Source organism: Acinetobacter sp. NyZ410, from assembly GCF_022828975.1.
Classification (GTDB): domain Bacteria; phylum Pseudomonadota; class Gammaproteobacteria; order Pseudomonadales; family Moraxellaceae; genus Acinetobacter; species Acinetobacter guillouiae.
This window is the reverse complement of record NZ_CP094620.1, coordinates 2,032,723-2,051,251: the sequence shown is the minus strand read 5'-3', so window position 1 is coordinate 2,051,251 and position 18,529 is coordinate 2,032,723. Positions and strand designations below refer to the sequence as shown.

Annotated in this window: 9 protein-coding genes, 1 pseudogene and 1 CRISPR repeat array; of the genes and pseudogenes, 3 read left to right on the top strand and 7 right to left on the bottom strand. The window is 37.7% G+C overall.

Features of this window, described 5'->3' with window-relative positions; genetic code table 11:
- Positions 1–8: 8 nt before the first annotated feature.
- From MTO68_RS09500 to MTO68_RS09490, 3 genes are read right to left on the bottom strand one after another with little or no spacing between them, the layout of a single operon-like run.
- A complete protein-coding gene (locus tag MTO68_RS09500; RefSeq protein ID WP_244015731.1) occupies positions 9–3,104 on the bottom strand; it encodes an efflux RND transporter permease subunit in 3,096 nt (1,031 codons plus the stop codon).
- Positions 3,101–6,214, bottom strand: coding sequence for a multidrug efflux RND transporter permease subunit (locus MTO68_RS09495; RefSeq protein ID WP_244015730.1), 3,114 nt, complete (start codon positions 6,212–6,214; stop codon positions 3,101–3,103). Before MTO68_RS09495 ends, MTO68_RS09500 begins: the two co-directional genes overlap by 4 nt.
- 3 nt (positions 6,215–6,217) lie before the next feature.
- A complete protein-coding gene (locus MTO68_RS09490; RefSeq protein WP_244015729.1) occupies positions 6,218–7,426 on the bottom strand; it encodes an efflux RND transporter periplasmic adaptor subunit in 1,209 nt (402 codons plus the stop codon).
- A 297-nt stretch (positions 7,427–7,723) separates the two neighbouring features.
- On the opposite strand from MTO68_RS09490, the pseudogene MTO68_RS09485 reads away from it, so the two are divergent.
- Positions 7,724–8,244: pseudogene (locus tag MTO68_RS09485) on the top strand (RNA polymerase sigma factor).
- Positions 8,245–8,498: 254 nt separating this feature from the next.
- Positions 8,499–10,715, top strand: coding sequence for a TonB-dependent siderophore receptor (locus MTO68_RS09480; protein ID WP_244015728.1), 2,217 nt, complete (start codon positions 8,499–8,501; stop codon positions 10,713–10,715).
- Between the two features lie 325 nt (positions 10,716–11,040).
- Positions 11,041–12,508: a CRISPR direct-repeat array (repeat unit 28 nt; unit sequence TTTCTAAGCTGCCTATATGGCAGTGAAC).
- Positions 12,509–12,834: 326 nt separating this feature from the next.
- On the opposite strand, the gene MTO68_RS09475 is transcribed toward MTO68_RS09480, so the two are convergent.
- From MTO68_RS09475 to MTO68_RS09465, 3 genes are all read right to left on the bottom strand, one after another.
- A complete protein-coding gene (locus MTO68_RS09475; protein WP_244015727.1) occupies positions 12,835–14,892 on the bottom strand; it encodes a TonB-dependent receptor in 2,058 nt (685 codons plus the stop codon).
- Positions 14,893–15,397: 505 nt separating this feature from the next.
- Positions 15,398–15,577, bottom strand: coding sequence for a ribbon-helix-helix protein, CopG family (locus MTO68_RS09470; RefSeq protein ID WP_004721206.1), 180 nt, complete (start codon positions 15,575–15,577; stop codon positions 15,398–15,400).
- 262 nt (positions 15,578–15,839) lie between these two features.
- On the bottom strand, positions 15,840–16,196 hold the full coding sequence (locus MTO68_RS09465) for a hypothetical protein (RefSeq protein ID WP_004721210.1): 357 nt from the start codon (positions 16,194–16,196) through the stop codon (positions 15,840–15,842).
- A gap of 1,129 nt (positions 16,197–17,325) precedes the next feature.
- On the opposite strand from MTO68_RS09465, the gene MTO68_RS09460 reads away from it, so the two are divergent.
- Positions 17,326–17,877 (top strand): DUF2799 domain-containing protein, encoded by a 552-nt coding sequence (locus MTO68_RS09460; protein WP_244015726.1) that lies wholly within the window; start codon positions 17,326–17,328, stop codon positions 17,875–17,877.
- Between the two features lie 235 nt (positions 17,878–18,112).
- Here the strand turns inward: MTO68_RS09460 and MTO68_RS09455 are convergent, their stop codons facing one another.
- Complete coding sequence (locus tag MTO68_RS09455; RefSeq protein WP_244015725.1) at positions 18,113–18,520, bottom strand: hypothetical protein; 408 nt, start codon at positions 18,518–18,520, stop codon at positions 18,113–18,115.
- Between the last annotated feature and the right edge of the window lie 9 nt (positions 18,521–18,529).

The window sequence follows — 18,529 nt, the reverse complement described above, 5'->3', positions numbered from 1 at the left end:
TATTTACCTCAATGAAGTGCGTATTTATTTTTTAATTTCAAACAAGATTCAGCACATTTTTCCAACACCAAATACAAGACAGGCGTTGTATACAACGTCAACAATTGACCCAAGGCTAAACCACCTACAATGACCACCCCCAAAGGCTGACGTAGCTCTGCCCCTTCTCCCCAGCTAACTGCCAATGGAATTGCACCCAGCAACGCTGCGGTATTGGTCATCAGAATTGGACGGAAACGGAGAGCTGCGGCAGACAAAATAGCCTGATATGCAGTCTTGCCTGCTCTTCTTTCTAATAAAGTAAAATCAATTAAAAGAATGGCATTTTTTACAACAATTCCGATCAATAAAAACATGCCCAAGAGCGCAATTAAGGTGAATTGGAAATTAAATAACCATAAAGTCAGCAAAGCCCCCAAAGCCACTGCGGGTACTGTCGATAAAATTGTCAACGGATGAACCAGACTTTCATAGGTAACCCCGAGAACGATATAAATAAGTAAGATCACCACACAGACAAGTAACGGCGTAGATAAACCAGCCTGCAAACTTTCTGCCTCGACATCTTTATCTGTCATGATAAAAATTTCATTGGGTAACATCACTTCGGGTAAAACACTACGAATAGCTGCATCCGCTTGTTCATAGCTATAGGCTTGTTTAACCACATAACCAATCCCCATTGCGGCATATTGGTTGCGTCGATAAACCCGATCATTGGTAATACCATAAGACCATGTGGCAAAATTACTGAGTGGTACAGCAATACCTTGTTGGTTTGGAATGCGTACATTTGCCAGCGCTTCAGGATGTTCAGTAAAGTGTTTATCGACTTCCATCACCACATAAAACTGTTGGGTTTGATCATAAATAGTCGAAATTTGGCGCTGTGAAAATGAGTTATTGAGTACGCTTGAAATATTGTCTATATCCACACCCAAACGACGTGCTGCTTCACGGTCAATGTCTAAAGTCACATGCTGGGCACCTTCATCGCCCATGGTTTCAACTTCTTCTAACTCTGGAAGCTTCTGCATTGCCTGAGCAACTTTAGGTACCCACTGACGTAGCAACGCAACATCATCAGATTGCAGTAACAACAAATAATCTTGCCCACTTCCACTTGAAAAGGGATCATCCAATTCTAGCTCCTGTTTGACTTGTGCAGAAAAAATCGCACCTGCCAGCCATGGGGCATTTTTTTTAATTCTATCTACAATTTCATGTGAAGATTTGCCATCTCGCTCTGCTTTGGGTTTTAAACTCACCATTAAAAAAGAATTGGTGATTCCGCCAGCACCACCAGACGTACCAATCACATCTTTGACTGCGGGATCCTTTAATACACTTTCACTAAAGGTGGCGATTTTAGGCTGCATAATTTGAAAGGAGAAGCCGTCATCCCCCCGAATAAAAGCTTCAACCCGTCCAGTATCTTGCTCAGGTAATACCCGTTTGGGTAATGTTTGATAGACATATACAGAAGCAGCGATTGCACCGCCCCATAGCAGAATGACCAAATAACCATGTTTAATCATCCATTTCAGTGAATGTAAATAAAGCTGACTCAAGCCTTGCATCAAACGATGGCTATAGCGATATAAAGCCTGATGTTGATAACGCTCCAATGGTTTTAAACAGCGTGCAGATAAACTTGGCGTAAGGACAAGGGAGACAAATACAGATAAAATAATGATAAAAATCAGTGTTAAAGAAAACTCCCTAAATAATCGTTCGATCACACCACCCATAAATAGCACTGAAATAAAGATCACCACCAAAGCCAAATTCATTGCCAGCAAGGTCAGACCAACTTCTCGAATACCATTTAAGGCAGCTTGTATAGGCTGTTCACCTTGTTCTATATGACGTTCTATGTTTTCCAAAACCACAATTGCATCATCAACCACAAGTCCAATTGCAACAATCACCGCCATAATCGACAAGTTATTCAATGAAAATCCAGCGAGATAAACCAGACTGCATGCGCCAATCAAAGTCACCAGCAAAGCAATACTTGGAACAAGAGCACTTTGCAGACGACCTAACATCAGTGCGACCACAATAATCACCAAAAGCATGGAAAATAATAAAGTATCCCTCGCCTCATTTAAGCCTGCCCGAATAATTTCAGATCCATCCATCACTGTGGTCAGTTGCGAATCTGCTGGAATTAATCTGCTTAACTCAGGTAGTTTTTCTTTGATCTTTTCAATTGTGGCAACGGTATTTGCATTGGGCTGACGGCTGATTTTGATAATGACCGCGGGTTTACCATTGTGAAAACCACTTACATAACGGTTTTCGACCGAATCCTGTACCTCAGCCACATCTTTTAAACGAACAACTGTCTGACCATTTTGATGTACGATCAAATTGGCAAAATCACCCGCTTTTTTTAAACGACTTGGAAGCTCAACTTGCCAACGCAACTGTTCAGTTTCAATTACCCCTAAGGCTTGTACTGTATTACTTTTTACAATCGCTTCACGAACTTGCTCCAAAGACACCCCTTGTGAAATCAAGGCATTTGGATTGAGCCGAATCCGCACAGCTGGCATAGACGCCCCGTCAATGACAACTTCCCCAACCCCATTAATTTGCGCAAGATTTGGCTGCAGTTGATTGCTGGCAATTTCATAGAGTTTGCCCGCAGAAAGATGTTCTGAACTCAATGCCAAATAAAAAATTGGACTCTGGCTTGGATTGATCTTGAAATATTCAGGAGGGCTTGGCATTCCAGAAGGCAGCTGTGACATCGCAGCATTGATTGCAGCTTGGACCTCTCTGGCGGCTTCATTGATGTCAGTGTTTAAATCAAAATGCAAAACCACTTGGGTTGCGCTTTGATTACTTGAAGAATTAATCGCTTTTACCCCTGAAACGCCCATCATGGCACGCTCTAATGGCGTCGCCACGGTGGCAGACATACTTTCAGGACTTGCACCCGGTAAACTTGCTCGCACCACAATCGTTGGAATATCTGCCTGTGGTAAAGCGGCTACAGGTAAGCGGAAATAGGCCAATACACCCAATAATACAATTGCGATTCCCAGTAAAATACTGGCAACAGGTCGGTGAATAAAGGTCGAGAGAAAGGTCAAAACTCTCTCCTTGTCGTATCATGATCTGTGGGTAAATCATCTACAGATAAATCTGAATTGGTATGTTGCAATGAATATTGCAGACGATCAAAAAATAAATAAACCACTGGAGTCGTAAATAACGTCAGGACTTGGCTTAAAATCAAACCACCCACCATGACGATCCCAAGAGGCTGACGTAATTCAGCCCCTGAACCCGATGCAAGCATCAATGGAATTGCCCCAACCAGTGCCGCAAGTGTGGTCATTAAAATTGGGCGAAAACGCATCAGTGCGGCTTGATAAATCGCTTGCTGTGGTGACAATCCGTCATTACGTTGTGCAGCCAAAGCAAAATCCACCATCATGATGCCATTTTTTTTGACCAGACCAATCAATAAAATGATCCCAATCAAGGCAATCATGTCCAACGGCCGATTAACCATAAACAATGCCAACAAAGCACCAATTGCAGCAGATGGCAAGGTAGAAAGAATGGTTATCGGGTGAATAAAACTTTCGTACAGAATGCCTAACACAATGTACATGGTCACTATTGCTGCAATCACCAACCAAAAAGTATGTTGTTGCGAGTTCTCATAGGCAGCGGCTGCACCTTGCAGTTTTACTTTGACTTCTGTTGGTAGATTTAGACGCTGTTGTACGCGATCAATCGCTTTGATCGCATCCCCGAGCGCGACCCCTGATGCAAGATTAAAAGATACCCCATTGGCTGGAAATTGTGATTGCTGTTGCAGAATAATAGGCACGCGTTTTTGCACAATATTGGCAACAGAACTGAGTAATATCGGTTCTCCTTGCTTATTGTGAATATAGGTTTGCCCTAAAGCATCTATACCTTGAGTGAATGTTGGGTCAAGTTCTAAAACAATACGATATTGATTAGATTGCGTGTATAAAGTTGCAATCTGGCGCTGCGCAAATAAATTTTGTAAAGCTAAACTGATATCTTCAATGTTTAAACCCAAACGTGCTGCAGCATCTCGATTGACATCAATAAATGCTTGTAAGCCTTGTCCACCCTCTTCACTGGTGACTTGGGCAAATTCAGGTTGTTGTCGTAAAGCATCAACAAATATAGGGGTCCATTCGGCTAAATCTGTCGTTTTAGCAGCGCTTATACTTAGTTGATATTGAGTACGACTAATTTTATCTTCAATACTCAACTCTTGTACTGGTTGCATCCAGCCTTGAATCCCTTCAACTTGAGCGAACTGTCCTCTAAGTCGTGCCATAATTTGATCTACAGGATCTCTTTCAGCATGCGGCTTTAGATTAATTAAAATACGCCCATTACTCAGTTTTGGATTATTGGTATCTATACCAATAAATGAAGACAAACTTTCCACAGCAGGATCTTTTAATATCTGCCCCGCGAGTGCTTGTTGACGCTCACTCATGGCTTGGAATGAAATATCATCAGGCGCTTCAGTCACCACCTGTATGACCCCACTGTCCTGTACAGGGAAAAAGCCTTTGGGAATCATCCAATACAGCAGACCCGCTAAAATGACGGTACTCAACATCACCGCAAGAGTCAGTACTTGATGCCGAAAAACCCACTGTAAAGCTTTACCGTATTGCTGGATAATTCGGTCTAGACTCCAGCGACTGTGTGAACTGGGATGTTCGGCATTTTTTAATAAATATGCGCACATCATTGGCGTCAATGTGAGTGATACCACCAATGAAATTGCGATTGCTGCTGCTAAAGTGACAGCAAATTCATGGAACAGACGCCCAACCACATCCCCCATAAACAGTAATGGGATTAATACTGCGATTAGGGAAATCGTCAGGGAAATTAAGGTAAAGCCGATTTCTTTAGACCCTTTAAGCGCGGCTTGCAATAAGCTTTCGCCGGCCTCTCGATGTCGTGCAATATTTTCCAACATCACAATTGCATCATCGACTACAAAACCTGTCGCAATGGTGAGTGCCATTAAAGTCAGATTATTGACAGAAAAGCCTAAAAAATACATGACGACAAAAGTACCAATAATCGACAGTGGTACGGCAATGCTGGGAATAATCGTAGCGGATAAATTTCTTAAAAATAAAAAAGTCACCATCACCACCAAGCACACGGCAAAAACCAATTCTTTTTGCACATCATCAATGGAGCTGCGAATACTCTCAGTTCGATCGGTTAACACTCGAATTTTGACATTTTCAGGCAGATTTTTTTGTAGCTCAGGCAATATTTGCTTAATCTGATCTGCAACTTGAATCACATTGGCATTCGGTTGGCGCTGTACATTGACCAAGATTGCAGCTTGACTGCCTGCCCAAGCCGCCATATAGCGATCTTCGCTCCCTTCTATGACTTTTGCCACATCTCTAAGACGTATCGGTGCGCCATTGTTCCAGCGTAAAATTAGATTTTCATAATCTGCAATCGAACGAATTTGATCATTGGCATCCAACATGGTGGTGCGATATGGTCCATCAAAGCTGCCTTTGGGTTGATTTGCATTGGCAGAATTAATTGCGGTTCGCACATCTTCAGCACTCATTTTATAGGCAGCGAGTGCCGCAGCATTCATTTGCACGCGTATTGCTGGACGTTGCCCACCCGCAAGGCTAACCATCCCGACACCTGAATGCTGAGAAAGCTTTTGTGCAACTCGGGTGTCCACCATGTCGTAGACTGTTGTTAAAGGTAAAGTTTCTGAGCTGATGGCAAGGGTAATCACAGGAACATCAGCCGGATTTACTTTACGATAAATCGGTGGTGCTGGTAGATCATTGGGTAATTTACTGCTGGCGGTACTGAGTGCTGACTGTACTTCTTGTTCAACGACACCAAGCTCTGCGCTCAGTTCAAACTGCAAGGTAATAACAGATGCGCCCACTGAACTACTGGAAGACATTTGCTTTAAACCAGCAATTTTGCCCATTTCTCGTTCGAGTGGTGCGGTGATTGTGCGTTGTACCGTATCGGGATTGGCACCAGGTTGAAAAGTATAGACTTGAATAATTGGATAATCGACCTGTGGCAAGGCAGAAACAGGTAGCAATCGCCAAACCAAGAAACCACTCAACAGCAGTGCTAACATCAATAATGTGGTTGCGACTGGACGTAAAATAAAGAACCGTGAAATATTCATGATTTATCCAGCAGTTGGCTTGGCCGTAGAAATTGGCTGTTGATTTTCTGCAACAATTTGAACTTCTTTGCCTTCCGAAAGACGATCAATTCCTTCAAGTACTACTTTTTCGCTCCCCTTTAATCCGTCTAAAACTTCAATTTGACCATTTGAGGTCACCCCCAGTTTTAACATGCGAATTTCGGCTTTGTTTTGCGGATTGATAATATAAACATAGCTGCCTTTTGCACCATGTTGTACGGCATCACTTGGGATACTGATTGCATTTTGAATGGTTTGAGTCTTTAAACGCACATTGACAAACTGATTTGGAAATAAAGCATCATCCTGATTTGTAAAAATTGCTTTTATTTTTAAAGTTCCAGTACTGATATCAATCTGATTATCTATTGCTTGTACATGCCCTAGCGCAAGTTGTTTTTGTTCTGTTTTATCCCAAGCACTTGCCAACACCTTATCGCCATTTTTTAAGGATTGACGCAGATTTACTAAATGGTTTTCTGCCACTGCAAATTGCACAAAAATTGGATGCACTTGAGTGATACTGACTAAACCAGCACTTTCATTGGCTTGAATAAGGTTGCCAGCATCTTTCTGTCTAAATCCAACCCGCCCCTCAATAGGTGCATAAATTTTAGTATAAGACAGCTGTAGTTTTGCAGCATCTACTTGCGCCTTGTTCGCCTGTATCTGACCTTTAAGCTGGTTGACCAGCGCCAATTGCTGTTCTACTTGTTGTTTCGCAATCGAATCTTGTTTAAACAGCAATTGATAGCGCTGCAACTCTGTTTCAGCATTATGCAACTGTGCTAAATTCTGCTGCCGTGTTCCTTCAGCCTGTGCAAGTGCAACCTGAAATGGCGCTGGATCAATTTGTGCAAGGAGCTGTCCTTTTTTTACGGTTTGCCCTTCTTTAAAATAAATCTGCTGTAAAACCCCAGCAACCTGACTTTGTACATTCACAGTATGCGTAGGAATGACTGTACCAATTGCTTTGATTTCAACCTGTAAATCTTGTCGTTGTACTGGCACAGTTCGTACGGGTACAGGTTTACTCCATTGGCTATATTCCTCTGCGGGTTTGGATGAGGTTTTTTTCCAATAGAAGCCTGCTAGTCCGAAAATAATCAGCAGCATAAATCCAATTAAATATTTAAACTTACGGCCAATAAAACTTTTTTTTGGGTTTACATTTACAGATGGCTTACTCATAAAAACTCTTATTCATACAGTCGCAGAACGATCAAAATTTACAATTGCGAAATAAATAAAGTGAAATTTCAAAGTTATTCATCATTTATCAATTAGATAATAATGTGAAATTTCACAATTACTAACCCCCATCTCATTAATAATCAAGAAGAAATAGTCTTTTAGATCGCTAATTATCATGTTGCATTTTGTAATTCTTATTATTGCATTTAATAATCATTATCACTATCATTATTTTCAACACCTCCTTTAACCAATAAAACTCCATGTTGTTGGCTTTTCAAACAGGCAACGCTTATGAATTTGAAAGTACAAAAGCAGCAATGGTTTGATCATATTTATCAAGACCATCAAAATACTTTACTTTTGTGGTTCAAACATAAACTTCACAACCATCACCACTCTGAAGATCTTAGTCAGGAAGTTTTTTATCGTGCATTAAAAGTAACTACTGTTTTGAAAATATTAAAGAACCCAAAGCATGGTTATTGGGAATTGCGAAACACGTGATTATTGATCATTGGCGCCACCAACAAGTTGAACACTTATATCTAGATGCACTAATACATACACCACAGGATGGCTATCCATCTGTAGAACATGAAATATGTATTCGAGAAAGTGTCTATCAAGTTCAACAAACGCTAGAAAAGCTACCCGAACGCGTCGCACAGGTTTTTTTATTATCACAAATGGAAGATATGACTTACCGTGCAATCGGTGAAAAACTTAATATTTCTGAAGCCACAGTAAAACGAGATATGAAACAAGCTTTTTTAGCCTGTTCTAGTATTTATACTACGACATTTAACTCATAATCTTTTTACTTATAAAACAAACGATTCAATAAAAATAAGTAGATAAAGCCGATTAGGTATATTTAAAAATCCATCTCGAACTTACATGACATCGATCTATTGATCATACAAATAGTTATAACCCTCTCCCCTATTCGCGCCTGCTCGCTATTGTTGTTACATCCAACGATATCTCTCATTTAAATCATAAAAAAATGAGCTTTTTTTAAAATAAAAACGACTAAGTAGATGAATATGACTCATACGAGAATCTAATGAAGGAACATCAAAGTAAACATGCATTAGCAATTGCAATTCGAACTGCAATTTGGGGCGGATCTATTTTTTTAATACATGGATCTGTAGTTGCAGCACCGAACCCATCTGATGGCCAAGAACAAAACTCTACTCAGCTTCCTACCATCACTGTATCTGCCAATAATACCAATAGCCTTACAACCGAAGGCTCTGGTTTATATACCGCTAAAGCTACTACCGCATCAACAGGCTTGGCACTCAGCCTAAAAGAAACACCGCAATCGGTTAGTGTGATGACCCAGCAAAGAATGCAAGATCAAAACCTTACACAACTGACTGATGTTGCAAACCAAGTTGCAGGATTAACCGTTAGCCAGTCTGGAAATGTAGGTTCCGATACTTCACCAATTTATTCACGCGGTAAAAGTGTAGATAGCTATTTACTTGATGGTGTAAAACTCCTAAGTACCTACTCTTCTATTTTTCAAAGCCAAGACACTGCACTTTTCGATAGAATTGAAGTGGTACGAGGAGCGACAGGTTTAATGACTGGTGCAGGTTCCGCCAGTGCTAGTATTAATATGGTTCGGAAAAAACCATTACAAGATTTTAAAGCATCAATCAGTACAGATCTTAGTTCATGGGATTCATACCGTTTCGATGGCGATATCTCAACACCTCTTAATCAATCGGGTACGCTTCGTGGACGTGCTGTCGTTGCTTATCAGAACTCGGACTCATACATAGACCGCTTCAATGAAGAACGCAAAGTGGCCTATGCGGTTGTTGACACTGATTTGTCAGATAAGACTCAAGCAAGTCTAGGCTTAAGCTATCAACAAATTTATATTACTGGACAAGCTCGTGGTGGTTTGCCTGCTTTTTATAGTGATGGGACACGAACAAACTGGTCGCGATCAGATTCAGCAGCACCCAGTTGGTCTTACTCAGATCGAACAACCACTTCACTCTTTGCCGATGTCAATCATCAATTTAATGATAACTGGAAATTAAAGGCTTCATTAGCACGTATCATTACGGACTCAGATGAATTAGTTGGCTATGCAAGTGGTGGAACACCCAACAAACAAACTGGTAGTGGGGTTTCGATTTATTCTACTCACTGGGCTTATAAACCAATTCAAGACTTGTTTAATGTCAGCTTAAACGGCTCATTTGATTTATTGAATCAAACCCATGATGTGATCTTTGGTTCAACATTAACCAGAAGTGAAAATAGCCAGCCGTACTTTACCAATTGGTGGATTGATGGTTGGAGTGGAAATATTGATAATATATATAAATGGGATGGGAATACACCGGAACGTCCAAATAACCCTGCCGTAGGATGGACCAAAGAAAATAATACAAGTTCATCATTTTATACCGCAGCTCGGTTTAAATTAAGTGATGATTTAGCACTGTTGTTGGGATCACGCTTAGAAAATTGGAAGTTAAAAAAAGAAGACAATAGCTATGAGAAAAACACAATTACAATAACCAATCGAAAAGAAGAGAATAAACTGATCCCTTATATTGGCGTAGTTTATGATCTCAATCAAAATTGGTCTGCTTATGCAAGTTATACAAATATATTTTCTCCACAAGATCTAAAAACAAGAGCTGGGGATTATATAGACCCATTAGAGGGAAATAGTACAGAACTTGGAATCAAGGGTGCTTTTTTTGACAATCAACTTAATCTAAGTGCAGCAATCTATGAAAATAAAGAAGATAATTTTGCGGTCGCGATTCCTGAACAGCCAGATGGCTCGCATTTAGCACCTGATGGATCTCAAGCATATATAGCAGAATCTGGAACCAAGAGTCGCGGTATTGAATTAGAAGCCACAGGAAAACTCTCAGATACTTGGCAAATCTCCTCAAGCTTTGCCCGAAATTTAAGCCGAGACCGTAATGGCAAGCTATTAAACTCTAATATTCCAAGTAATACTGCCAAACTTTATACAACCTATAAACTTCCTTATCTTAATGAAGCAATAACCGTTGGCGGAGGTATTCGTTGGCAAAGTGAAATTCAATCAGCAGATCAGAAATTTACCCAGAGTGAATACAGTGTTGTTGATTTAATGGCACGTTATAAAATAAACAATAAATTAACAGCCAATCTCAATATAAATAATCTTTTTGATAAAAAGTATTATTTAACAACAGGTAATAGCTACTACGGTGCACCAATTAATTTTAGAGTGGGGTTAAAATACGATTGGTAATTCTGAAGTCTATTTATAATTAGTTAAACATTAGACTTCTTTCATAAGCCCATTTTAAAACATAGATTGAGATAAAATCCCCCTCATCCTAGCCTTCTCCCAGTGGGAGAAGGGACTTTCAATACCAATATGATTCACTCTACATGATCATTTTTTGATTTATGAAAGATCTTTATTGATTTAGCTTTAAATAAACCAATGAGTTAGATGAAGAGAAAGTTAGCTTAAAGGGGGCTTTCTCTACAAACTCAAATGTTATCAATATAACTAAAATTAACTCCTCTGCTGGTCTAGTAGTAAACCTCATCTATTGTTTTTCCATTGATTGTTAAACTACCTATATGGCAGTGAACGATCCCAAGAAGACCAACCCAGAACAGAAATATTTCTAAGCTGCCTATATGGCAGTGAACTTTGACATGCTGAACCCCTAAATTTAAAAAAGTTTCTAAGCTGCCTATATGGCAGTGAACAACAGATTCGCAAGTAACTGAACTAAATCAGTTTTCTAAGCTGCCCATATGGCAGTGAACAATCACGCTTGATTCAGGCAAATTAATGTTGATTTCTAAGCTGCTTATATGGCAGTGAACTACATTCTTCTGAGCTAAGTTCTCCAGTAGTCTTTCTAAGCTGCCTATATGGCAGTGAACTTACAACGGCTTTGGATATTTTGATAGCAGATTTTCTAAGCTGCCTATATGGCAGTGAACAGAATCTGCGACACAGGTAATTGTTACGCAGCTTTCTAAGCTGCCTATATGGCAGTGAACTCCCAATCGAATACCTCACTCAAGGCGAACTTTTTCTAAGCTGCCTATATGGCAGTGAACTTGCTCCTGCTCTTCGCGCCGCGCCAATGCCTTTTCTAAGCTGCCTATATGGCAGTGAACGGGCAATACCTCATCTGGTCAGATTGATGCTTTTTCTAAGCTGCCTATATGGCAGTGAACAAGCAATTGCAACAGGTTTAGGGGTGAATATTTTTCTAAGCTGCCTATATGGCAGTGAACCATCGCAAGTGTGACAGTTGGATAAACACCAATTTCTAAGCTGCCTATATGGCAGTGAACGTCCATCTGAGATGTTTTATCCATACGAATAATTTCTAAGCTGCCTATATGGCAGTGAACTCGTGAGTTCTTCAACATTGCATTCGTCGTAATTTCTAAGCTGCCTATATGGCAGTGAACTTGGGGGCATTATGATTAAACTGCCTTTAGTTTTTCTAAGCTGCCTATATGGCAGTGAACCTTGAGCAACCTCTAAATCTAATGTCATGGGTTTTCTAAGCTGCCTATATGGCAGTGAACCTGGAGAGCTTTCATCAGAAGAATGCAGAAAATTTCTAAGCTGCCTATATGGCAGTGAACATCAAGTTAAGAATGATTTGTCCTCATTGTGATTTCTAAGCTGCCTATATGGCAGTGAACGACAGAATTGATTCTGTTGATGATCTATTTCATTTCTAAGCTGCCTATATGGCAGTGAACTTTTAAACCCAGCACCACCTTTTTCTAATAATTTTCTAAGCTGCCTATATGGCAGTGAACTCTGTCTAAAACCCATCTTGATTATTTCGAGTTTTCTAAGCTGCCTATATGGCAGTGAACGCTCGTCAATGTAAGCATGCCTAATGCTTTAATTTCTAAGCTGCCTATATGGCAGTGAACGTGCGGCCACAAGATCGCCACGGAAGAGGGCATTTCTAAGCTGCCTATATGGCAGTGAACAAGTGATGCGCGTTGGTTACGTCGTACCCGTTTTTCTAAGCTGCCTATATGGCAGTGAACTATAATTTTAAATCAAAAAATACGCTGATAACAGCAAGTTAAATATAAAAACCATAAAATACCCAAAGTTTTTTAAAAAATATATAACCTACTGATTTTATTAAACTATAAAATTATCAAAAAAATATTGGGGGAAATTTTTGGTGCGAACAAAAAATTCCTAAATACTGAAGATCATTCTTTACTATTTTATATACAGCACTTGATTCATCGAAATAAAATCACTTCCTAATAAAAATACATAACAAAAAACCATCCGAAGATGGTTTTTCTAACGCATGATTTATTAATTGAAGTGAAGTCAATCTTCATTTCAATATAATTGATTAAAATTTAAAGGTTGCACCTACAAATACTTTTTGACGCTCAACGAAGTATGCATCTGCACCATTTGACAATTTTTTATCAAGTAAATTAGTAAAACCACCACGTACAGTGAGCTTATCATTGACTTGATAATTGCTTGCTAGATTTACAATCGTATGCGGTTTTTGCATCGTAGGAGTAGCACTTTTATCAGTTAAATATTGCTTACCTAAATATTGCGCAGACAATTCTACATTGAGTGGATCTATCGGTTGCCAATTTAGGGCTGAATTTACCGTTAATTTTGAAGTGGTCAGTAAGGTTGCACCAGTATCTTCATTTTTTGCTTTTAAGAAATACGTTGCATTATTATTCCATTTTAGATTGTCTAAAACTGGGAAATTTACAACCATTTCTAGACCACGCGTTACTGCATTTTGAATATTTTCATTTCGAGTAAACCAAATACCACCTTCGTGACCTAACGGCGAATAAGTGATTTTATTTTTAAAACCTGTATGGAAGAATGTCAAACCTAGGTCTGTACCAAAACCAGTATAATTTACACCAATTTCATAGTTTGTGCTTTCCTCAGGCTTAAGGTTTGGATTACCTGTCATAAAGCAGCTACCACCCGTATAGGTATCTGGCTTTTGCTTACTGTCATACCAAATTTTACCTCTTAACCCATTGCAACCATTTCCACCAGATTCAGTTGCCCCACCAGGAGATGATTCTTTCACAGTTGGTGCACGAAAACCTTTTGCGATCCCCCCTTTAATCACAAGATCATCCATTGGACTATAAACTAAATAACCTCTTGGACTATGATGCTCACCATATTTATCATCATGATCTAAACGATTCCCTACTGTTAATGTCAAATTATCGAGAAGTGAAATATTGTCTTCAAGAAATAATGCCCAATTTTTATTATCCACCTTAGGGTCGGTATAGCTTTTCCCATCCCAACTGCCACCAGGTAGAGTACCAATCGTATCAGTATTGGTTAATTCTTGTTTTTTCCATTGACCGCCAACAGTTAAGACTTGCTTAAACATTAGCTCAAATGGCATGGTTAAGCTACCCTCAACAATCAATTCATTTGATTTACTCGTAACCTTATTAATACTTGAATCATAATCATTGTAATATGCGCTTAACTTAGATTTACCAATTGCCCACTCACCATCATGCGATACGCTAAATGAATTATGTTCTAATTTTTTAGCCCCCCAACTAGTCTCCTGTTCTGCACCTGTTTTGGCGTTAATTTGAGAACCTTTTTCATTCTTTTGGATACTGTGCCCTGCTTCAAAACTGAATGACTGTTTATCTGTTGGCTGATAATGCAACATCGCATTGTAATTTTGATCTTGAGAACCTGTGGTTCCGTTACCTGCTGAATATTTCTTATCTGCCTCTCGTTCAGTCATCCCTGCCGTCAAGCGTAAACCTAAGGTGTCAGTTAATGGACCAGCAGCCATGACACCTGTTTGTATAGAAGTGCCTAAATCAGACGAAGTTGTTGGCTGAGTATAATTTAAAGTGACATTACCGCCCCAAGCATTGGGAATCTTCTTAGTAATAATATTAATTACACCTCCCATGGCATCTGAACCATATAAGGAAGACATTGGACCACGAACGACTTCAATTCTTTCAATCATATCGGGTGTAATCCAGTTTAAATCCTGACGACCTAAATCTGGACGATAACTTACATCTCTTGAAGACCCGATGCGTTTACCATCAACTAAAATCAATGTGTAATTGTCTGGTAAACCACGCAATTTAATCTTAGAACCTTCCTTCGAAGGACTAATTCCACCTGTTACCCCAGGAACTTTACTCAATAACTCTCCAAGACTACCCACAGGTTGTTTTTCGATATCTTCGCTTGTAATAACACTAATACTTGCTGGTGCTTCTTTAACATCTACTGCCTGACTACTCGCAGTCACTACAATTGTTTTTAACTTTGTCGCATCTTCAGAAGTATCTTTTGCATATGCTGAAATTGACATTGCGGTGAGTATAGAAATTGACAGCGTTTGAAATCTTAATTGTTTATTCATGTTAATACGCAACTTAAATTAAGGAGGAATTGTGAAAGAATTGTTGCGTATTGTATTTGAGCAAAACCTCAAATGCAATTGCTAATAATAATAATTATCATTTATTTAATTTTAATTTATGGTCAATTAACAGAAAAACACTTAATCATAATCATATGAAAAACAATGCTATAAAGGTCAAAACTAAGCTGAAGTTTTGTCAAAAAAGAATTCAAAAAATCTATTTATCGTATTGTTTCTAGGCTTTATTTTCAAAAAAGAGCTTACAAGCCATAAAACGGCCTGTAAGCTCTCTTTTGCTTATTTACTCAATATCATCAAGCTCAAATTGGTCAGCTTTACAGAATCAAATATATTAAAAATTTATAAATATCAAAATCATCAATAATTAGTACAACATTTTTGATCAATCTTACTCAGTTTTCTCTGATTCAATATAAATAAGACCCGCTTTTCCCCCTAAAAAGCACAGTCCCATTTCTTGATAAAATTGATAATTTAAATATTACTTTTTTGGTAAAGTCGGTTTAGTCGCGTAATCAACACCATGCTTTTCTAAATACTCACGAATCAATTGGCGAACCACTTGTGAAGGCTTTAGATCCTGACGGTTGCACAATTCTTCAAAAGCTTCCTTTTTGTTCGGGTCTATCAAAATAGTTAATCTTGCTGTTTTATTTTCCATATCCCCAATCTCTTAATTTATTTAGAAATAGAATTCTAATAACATTTATGAGATTTTCAATGATATTTTTTTATTTTATGGTATTCATATTTATAACTTTACATTCATAGACTTAAGTCGACTATTTCACTCAAGATTTAACATCTTTATATAGCCTATATTCGGGCTGTATTTATATGCTAAATATGCATTCTATTTTCTTAGTATTGATGATTTAAAATGGCTATTACATCGTATCCAATATAATAGCCAATTGCTGCTTTTAAGAAAAATCTAACTCTTTTTCAAAAATTCGAAGTTCATGTCTTGCCATCGCTAAGTTCGATTTTTGGCGATCCAATACTAGATATAAAAATAAATCGCTATTCTTTTCAAGTGGACGTAATAAATGGTACTGCTTCCCGAGTGTGATCAAAACATCATCAATCGTATCTTTCAAATCTAGTGCTTTTGCTGTTTTAATTTTTGCTCTTAAAACTTCCGTATTTCCAGCAGCAGCAAGCTCTAAATCGATCCCCGTTCCTTGAGCGGCAAGTGATAATCCGCTTGTATAGTCGACAAGTGCTGCTGCTGTGAAGCCATCAATCTCAGCCAATGGATTTAAGTCAATTTTAGCCATTATTTTTTACCCCTTTTTTTCAATATAAGATGATTTATATAGATTTATAACACTATATAACAACATAAAAATATCATAAAATGATAATAAAGTATTATATTATTATAATAATATGTGATTTTTTTAATATTTTTCAGCACCTTGACACAAAAAAGCCCTCCAATGAGGGCTCTATCAAACTTTTGTACTTTTTAACTCAGTGCTTACATCCTTATAGTAGAATTAGATCTTGCTCTTTTAGCGACTTTGATAATTTTTGTTTGTTTTATTTTTCTTAGGCAAATAGTAAATAAGAAACCAGAGAAAATAATTACAGACCCAAAATATCCAATTAATTTTTAAATCCAACACCATGATTGCATAGCATTTTTTGACAATAAAAAACAGCCAAAAGTACTCTTACTCAAAACCACAAAATTAGTCGTCATTCTGCTTGAATGATATTTTCATTTGTTTAAAAACCAAGCCCGATGCGATAAAACCAAGGCATCCAATAACGATAAACTCAACAATAGCTTCCGTTAAACCGAGAACAAAAAAAACTATGGATAAGACTACCGATACAGTAAAAACGATCTTCCCAAACATTAGAATTAAGCCACTTTAAAGATCAATGTTAATTTAACTATAAAATCATAGTATATAAGTTTTATGAAATTAAATAAGTAACTATAAATTTCTGTGTAATCGTTACTGAACTGAGCTCAATGATTGTCTATGTTTTGGATTTGTAGTCTTGCTTTAATCCGCTTTATTTTTATAGCGTTAGATGAAAATCCTATTTTTAGAAAAAATCTGAATAAATTATCAATCTATTAAATTTAACTGCCCATCCGTTATTTTTAAATTAAATGAAGTTAAGAATTTAGTAGTTCTGTTCTTTTGAAGATGAATCCTTGGGTTTATATCTATCAACTTCAATACAAACATTATGCACAATCTGAAAATACGCCAAAGTTAAAAGACGATATCGGCAATAGCTGCAGAATCATGATAAAAACACTTTTTTATCTCAAATTTTAGATGCACTTTTCATGTAAATCCGTATTGATGATCAGGAAATTATTGACCTTGTCATGATAAAATCTTTTTTTAAAAGAAATTCAAAAATCGTTTGGAAGAATTTTTCATGAAACTTATAGTAATTTTATCTACTTTTACGGTTTTACTTTCCGGTTGTGCTGCAATGAGTGTTGAACAATGTAAAACTGCAAATTGGTTTAACGTTGGTGAAAAAGATGGCGCTGTTGGAAATAAATCCCACATAGATAAATACTATTCCTCTTGTAAAAAAGCCAATATTATTCCTAGTCAAAATCTTTATGAAATGGGTTACCTAAAAGGTTTAGGGGCTTACTGTCAACCTGAAAATATCTTTTATGAAGCTTTAGAAGGTCGCGGTAATTTTAGAGTTTGCCCTGCAGAGAAACGTGAATCCTTACGTCATTATTATCAAGTGGCCAGTAACTTTTATCATGCGAATTCAGAATTTAATACTTCACAAAACAATCTAGATTACTATCTTGGAAAATTAGACAGCAAAGATCTATCTGCCAAAGATCGCGACGACTATAAAAAGAAATTATCTGATCTTCGTAGCAATAGCAGTCAAGTACGCTCACGTTATCAAGACGCACTTCGGAATCTGGAACGCTTTAAAGCTGAGCATGATCTCTATTAGTTTTAAACAAAGTCACAAACAACGACTCACGAGCGATTTCGAACACTGCTTTGGAATAAGTTATTCGAATAAAAAAGCCTCACATCACTGTGAGGCTTCCCCTTAATTTTGCGCTGATTAAGGATTATTGTATGTTTATTCACTATAATGAATTAACAATCACAGTTTTACTAAATAACGTGAAATGTGTCAATTTTAAATCATAGAATAAACATACTTTTTCAACTATTCACCATCATTCAATGATACAGACTTGTTTTCTTAATGGACTATCTCCTGCAAGATCGTCATTAGATGAACCAATACCATGTGTAATGCCATTTTCATCATAAAATGACAAAAATGTATAAGTTTTATTTTTATCACAGTCTACATAATTGATCATTTTCATATACTTAAAAGAATTACCCTGCCTATCCTTAGCGACTCTTAGCATAACTGCTTTATATTTAGGCTGGTCCAATTTCGGCTCTCTTTTTACAAGAAAAAGCGACTTTTTTATTTTAGATGTATGTTTATCATCTAGCTCTTTTTTAAACTTTTCAATATCTAATTTTTCTTCAAGAAAAGTTGGTTTTATTGGATCAGCAAAGCTAAATTTCGAATTCAATATAAGAAATGCCAAGAGAATTTTTTTCATCATTGATTTAAG

Excerpts from the sequence above, each read along its gene's own strand:
- MTO68_RS09455 (WP_244015725.1), bottom strand. The coding sequence starts at position 18,520 with ATGATGAAAAAAATTCTCTTGGCATTTCTTATATTGAATTCGAAATTT.
- MTO68_RS09475 (WP_244015727.1), bottom strand. The coding sequence starts at position 14,892 with ATGAATAAACAATTAAGATTTCAAACGCTGTCAATTTCTATACTCACC.
- MTO68_RS09470 (WP_004721206.1), bottom strand. The coding sequence starts at position 15,577 with ATGGAAAATAAAACAGCAAGATTAACTATTTTGATAGACCCGAACAAA.
- MTO68_RS09495 (WP_244015730.1), bottom strand. The coding sequence starts at position 6,214 with ATGAATATTTCACGGTTCTTTATTTTACGTCCAGTCGCAACCACATTA.
- MTO68_RS09460 (WP_244015726.1), top strand. The coding sequence starts at position 17,326 with ATGAAACTTATAGTAATTTTATCTACTTTTACGGTTTTACTTTCCGGT.
- MTO68_RS09465 (WP_004721210.1), bottom strand. The coding sequence starts at position 16,196 with ATGGCTAAAATTGACTTAAATCCATTGGCTGAGATTGATGGCTTCACA.
- MTO68_RS09490 (WP_244015729.1), bottom strand. The coding sequence starts at position 7,426 with ATGAGTAAGCCATCTGTAAATGTAAACCCAAAAAAAAGTTTTATTGGC.
- MTO68_RS09480 (WP_244015728.1), top strand. The coding sequence starts at position 8,499 with ATGAAGGAACATCAAAGTAAACATGCATTAGCAATTGCAATTCGAACT.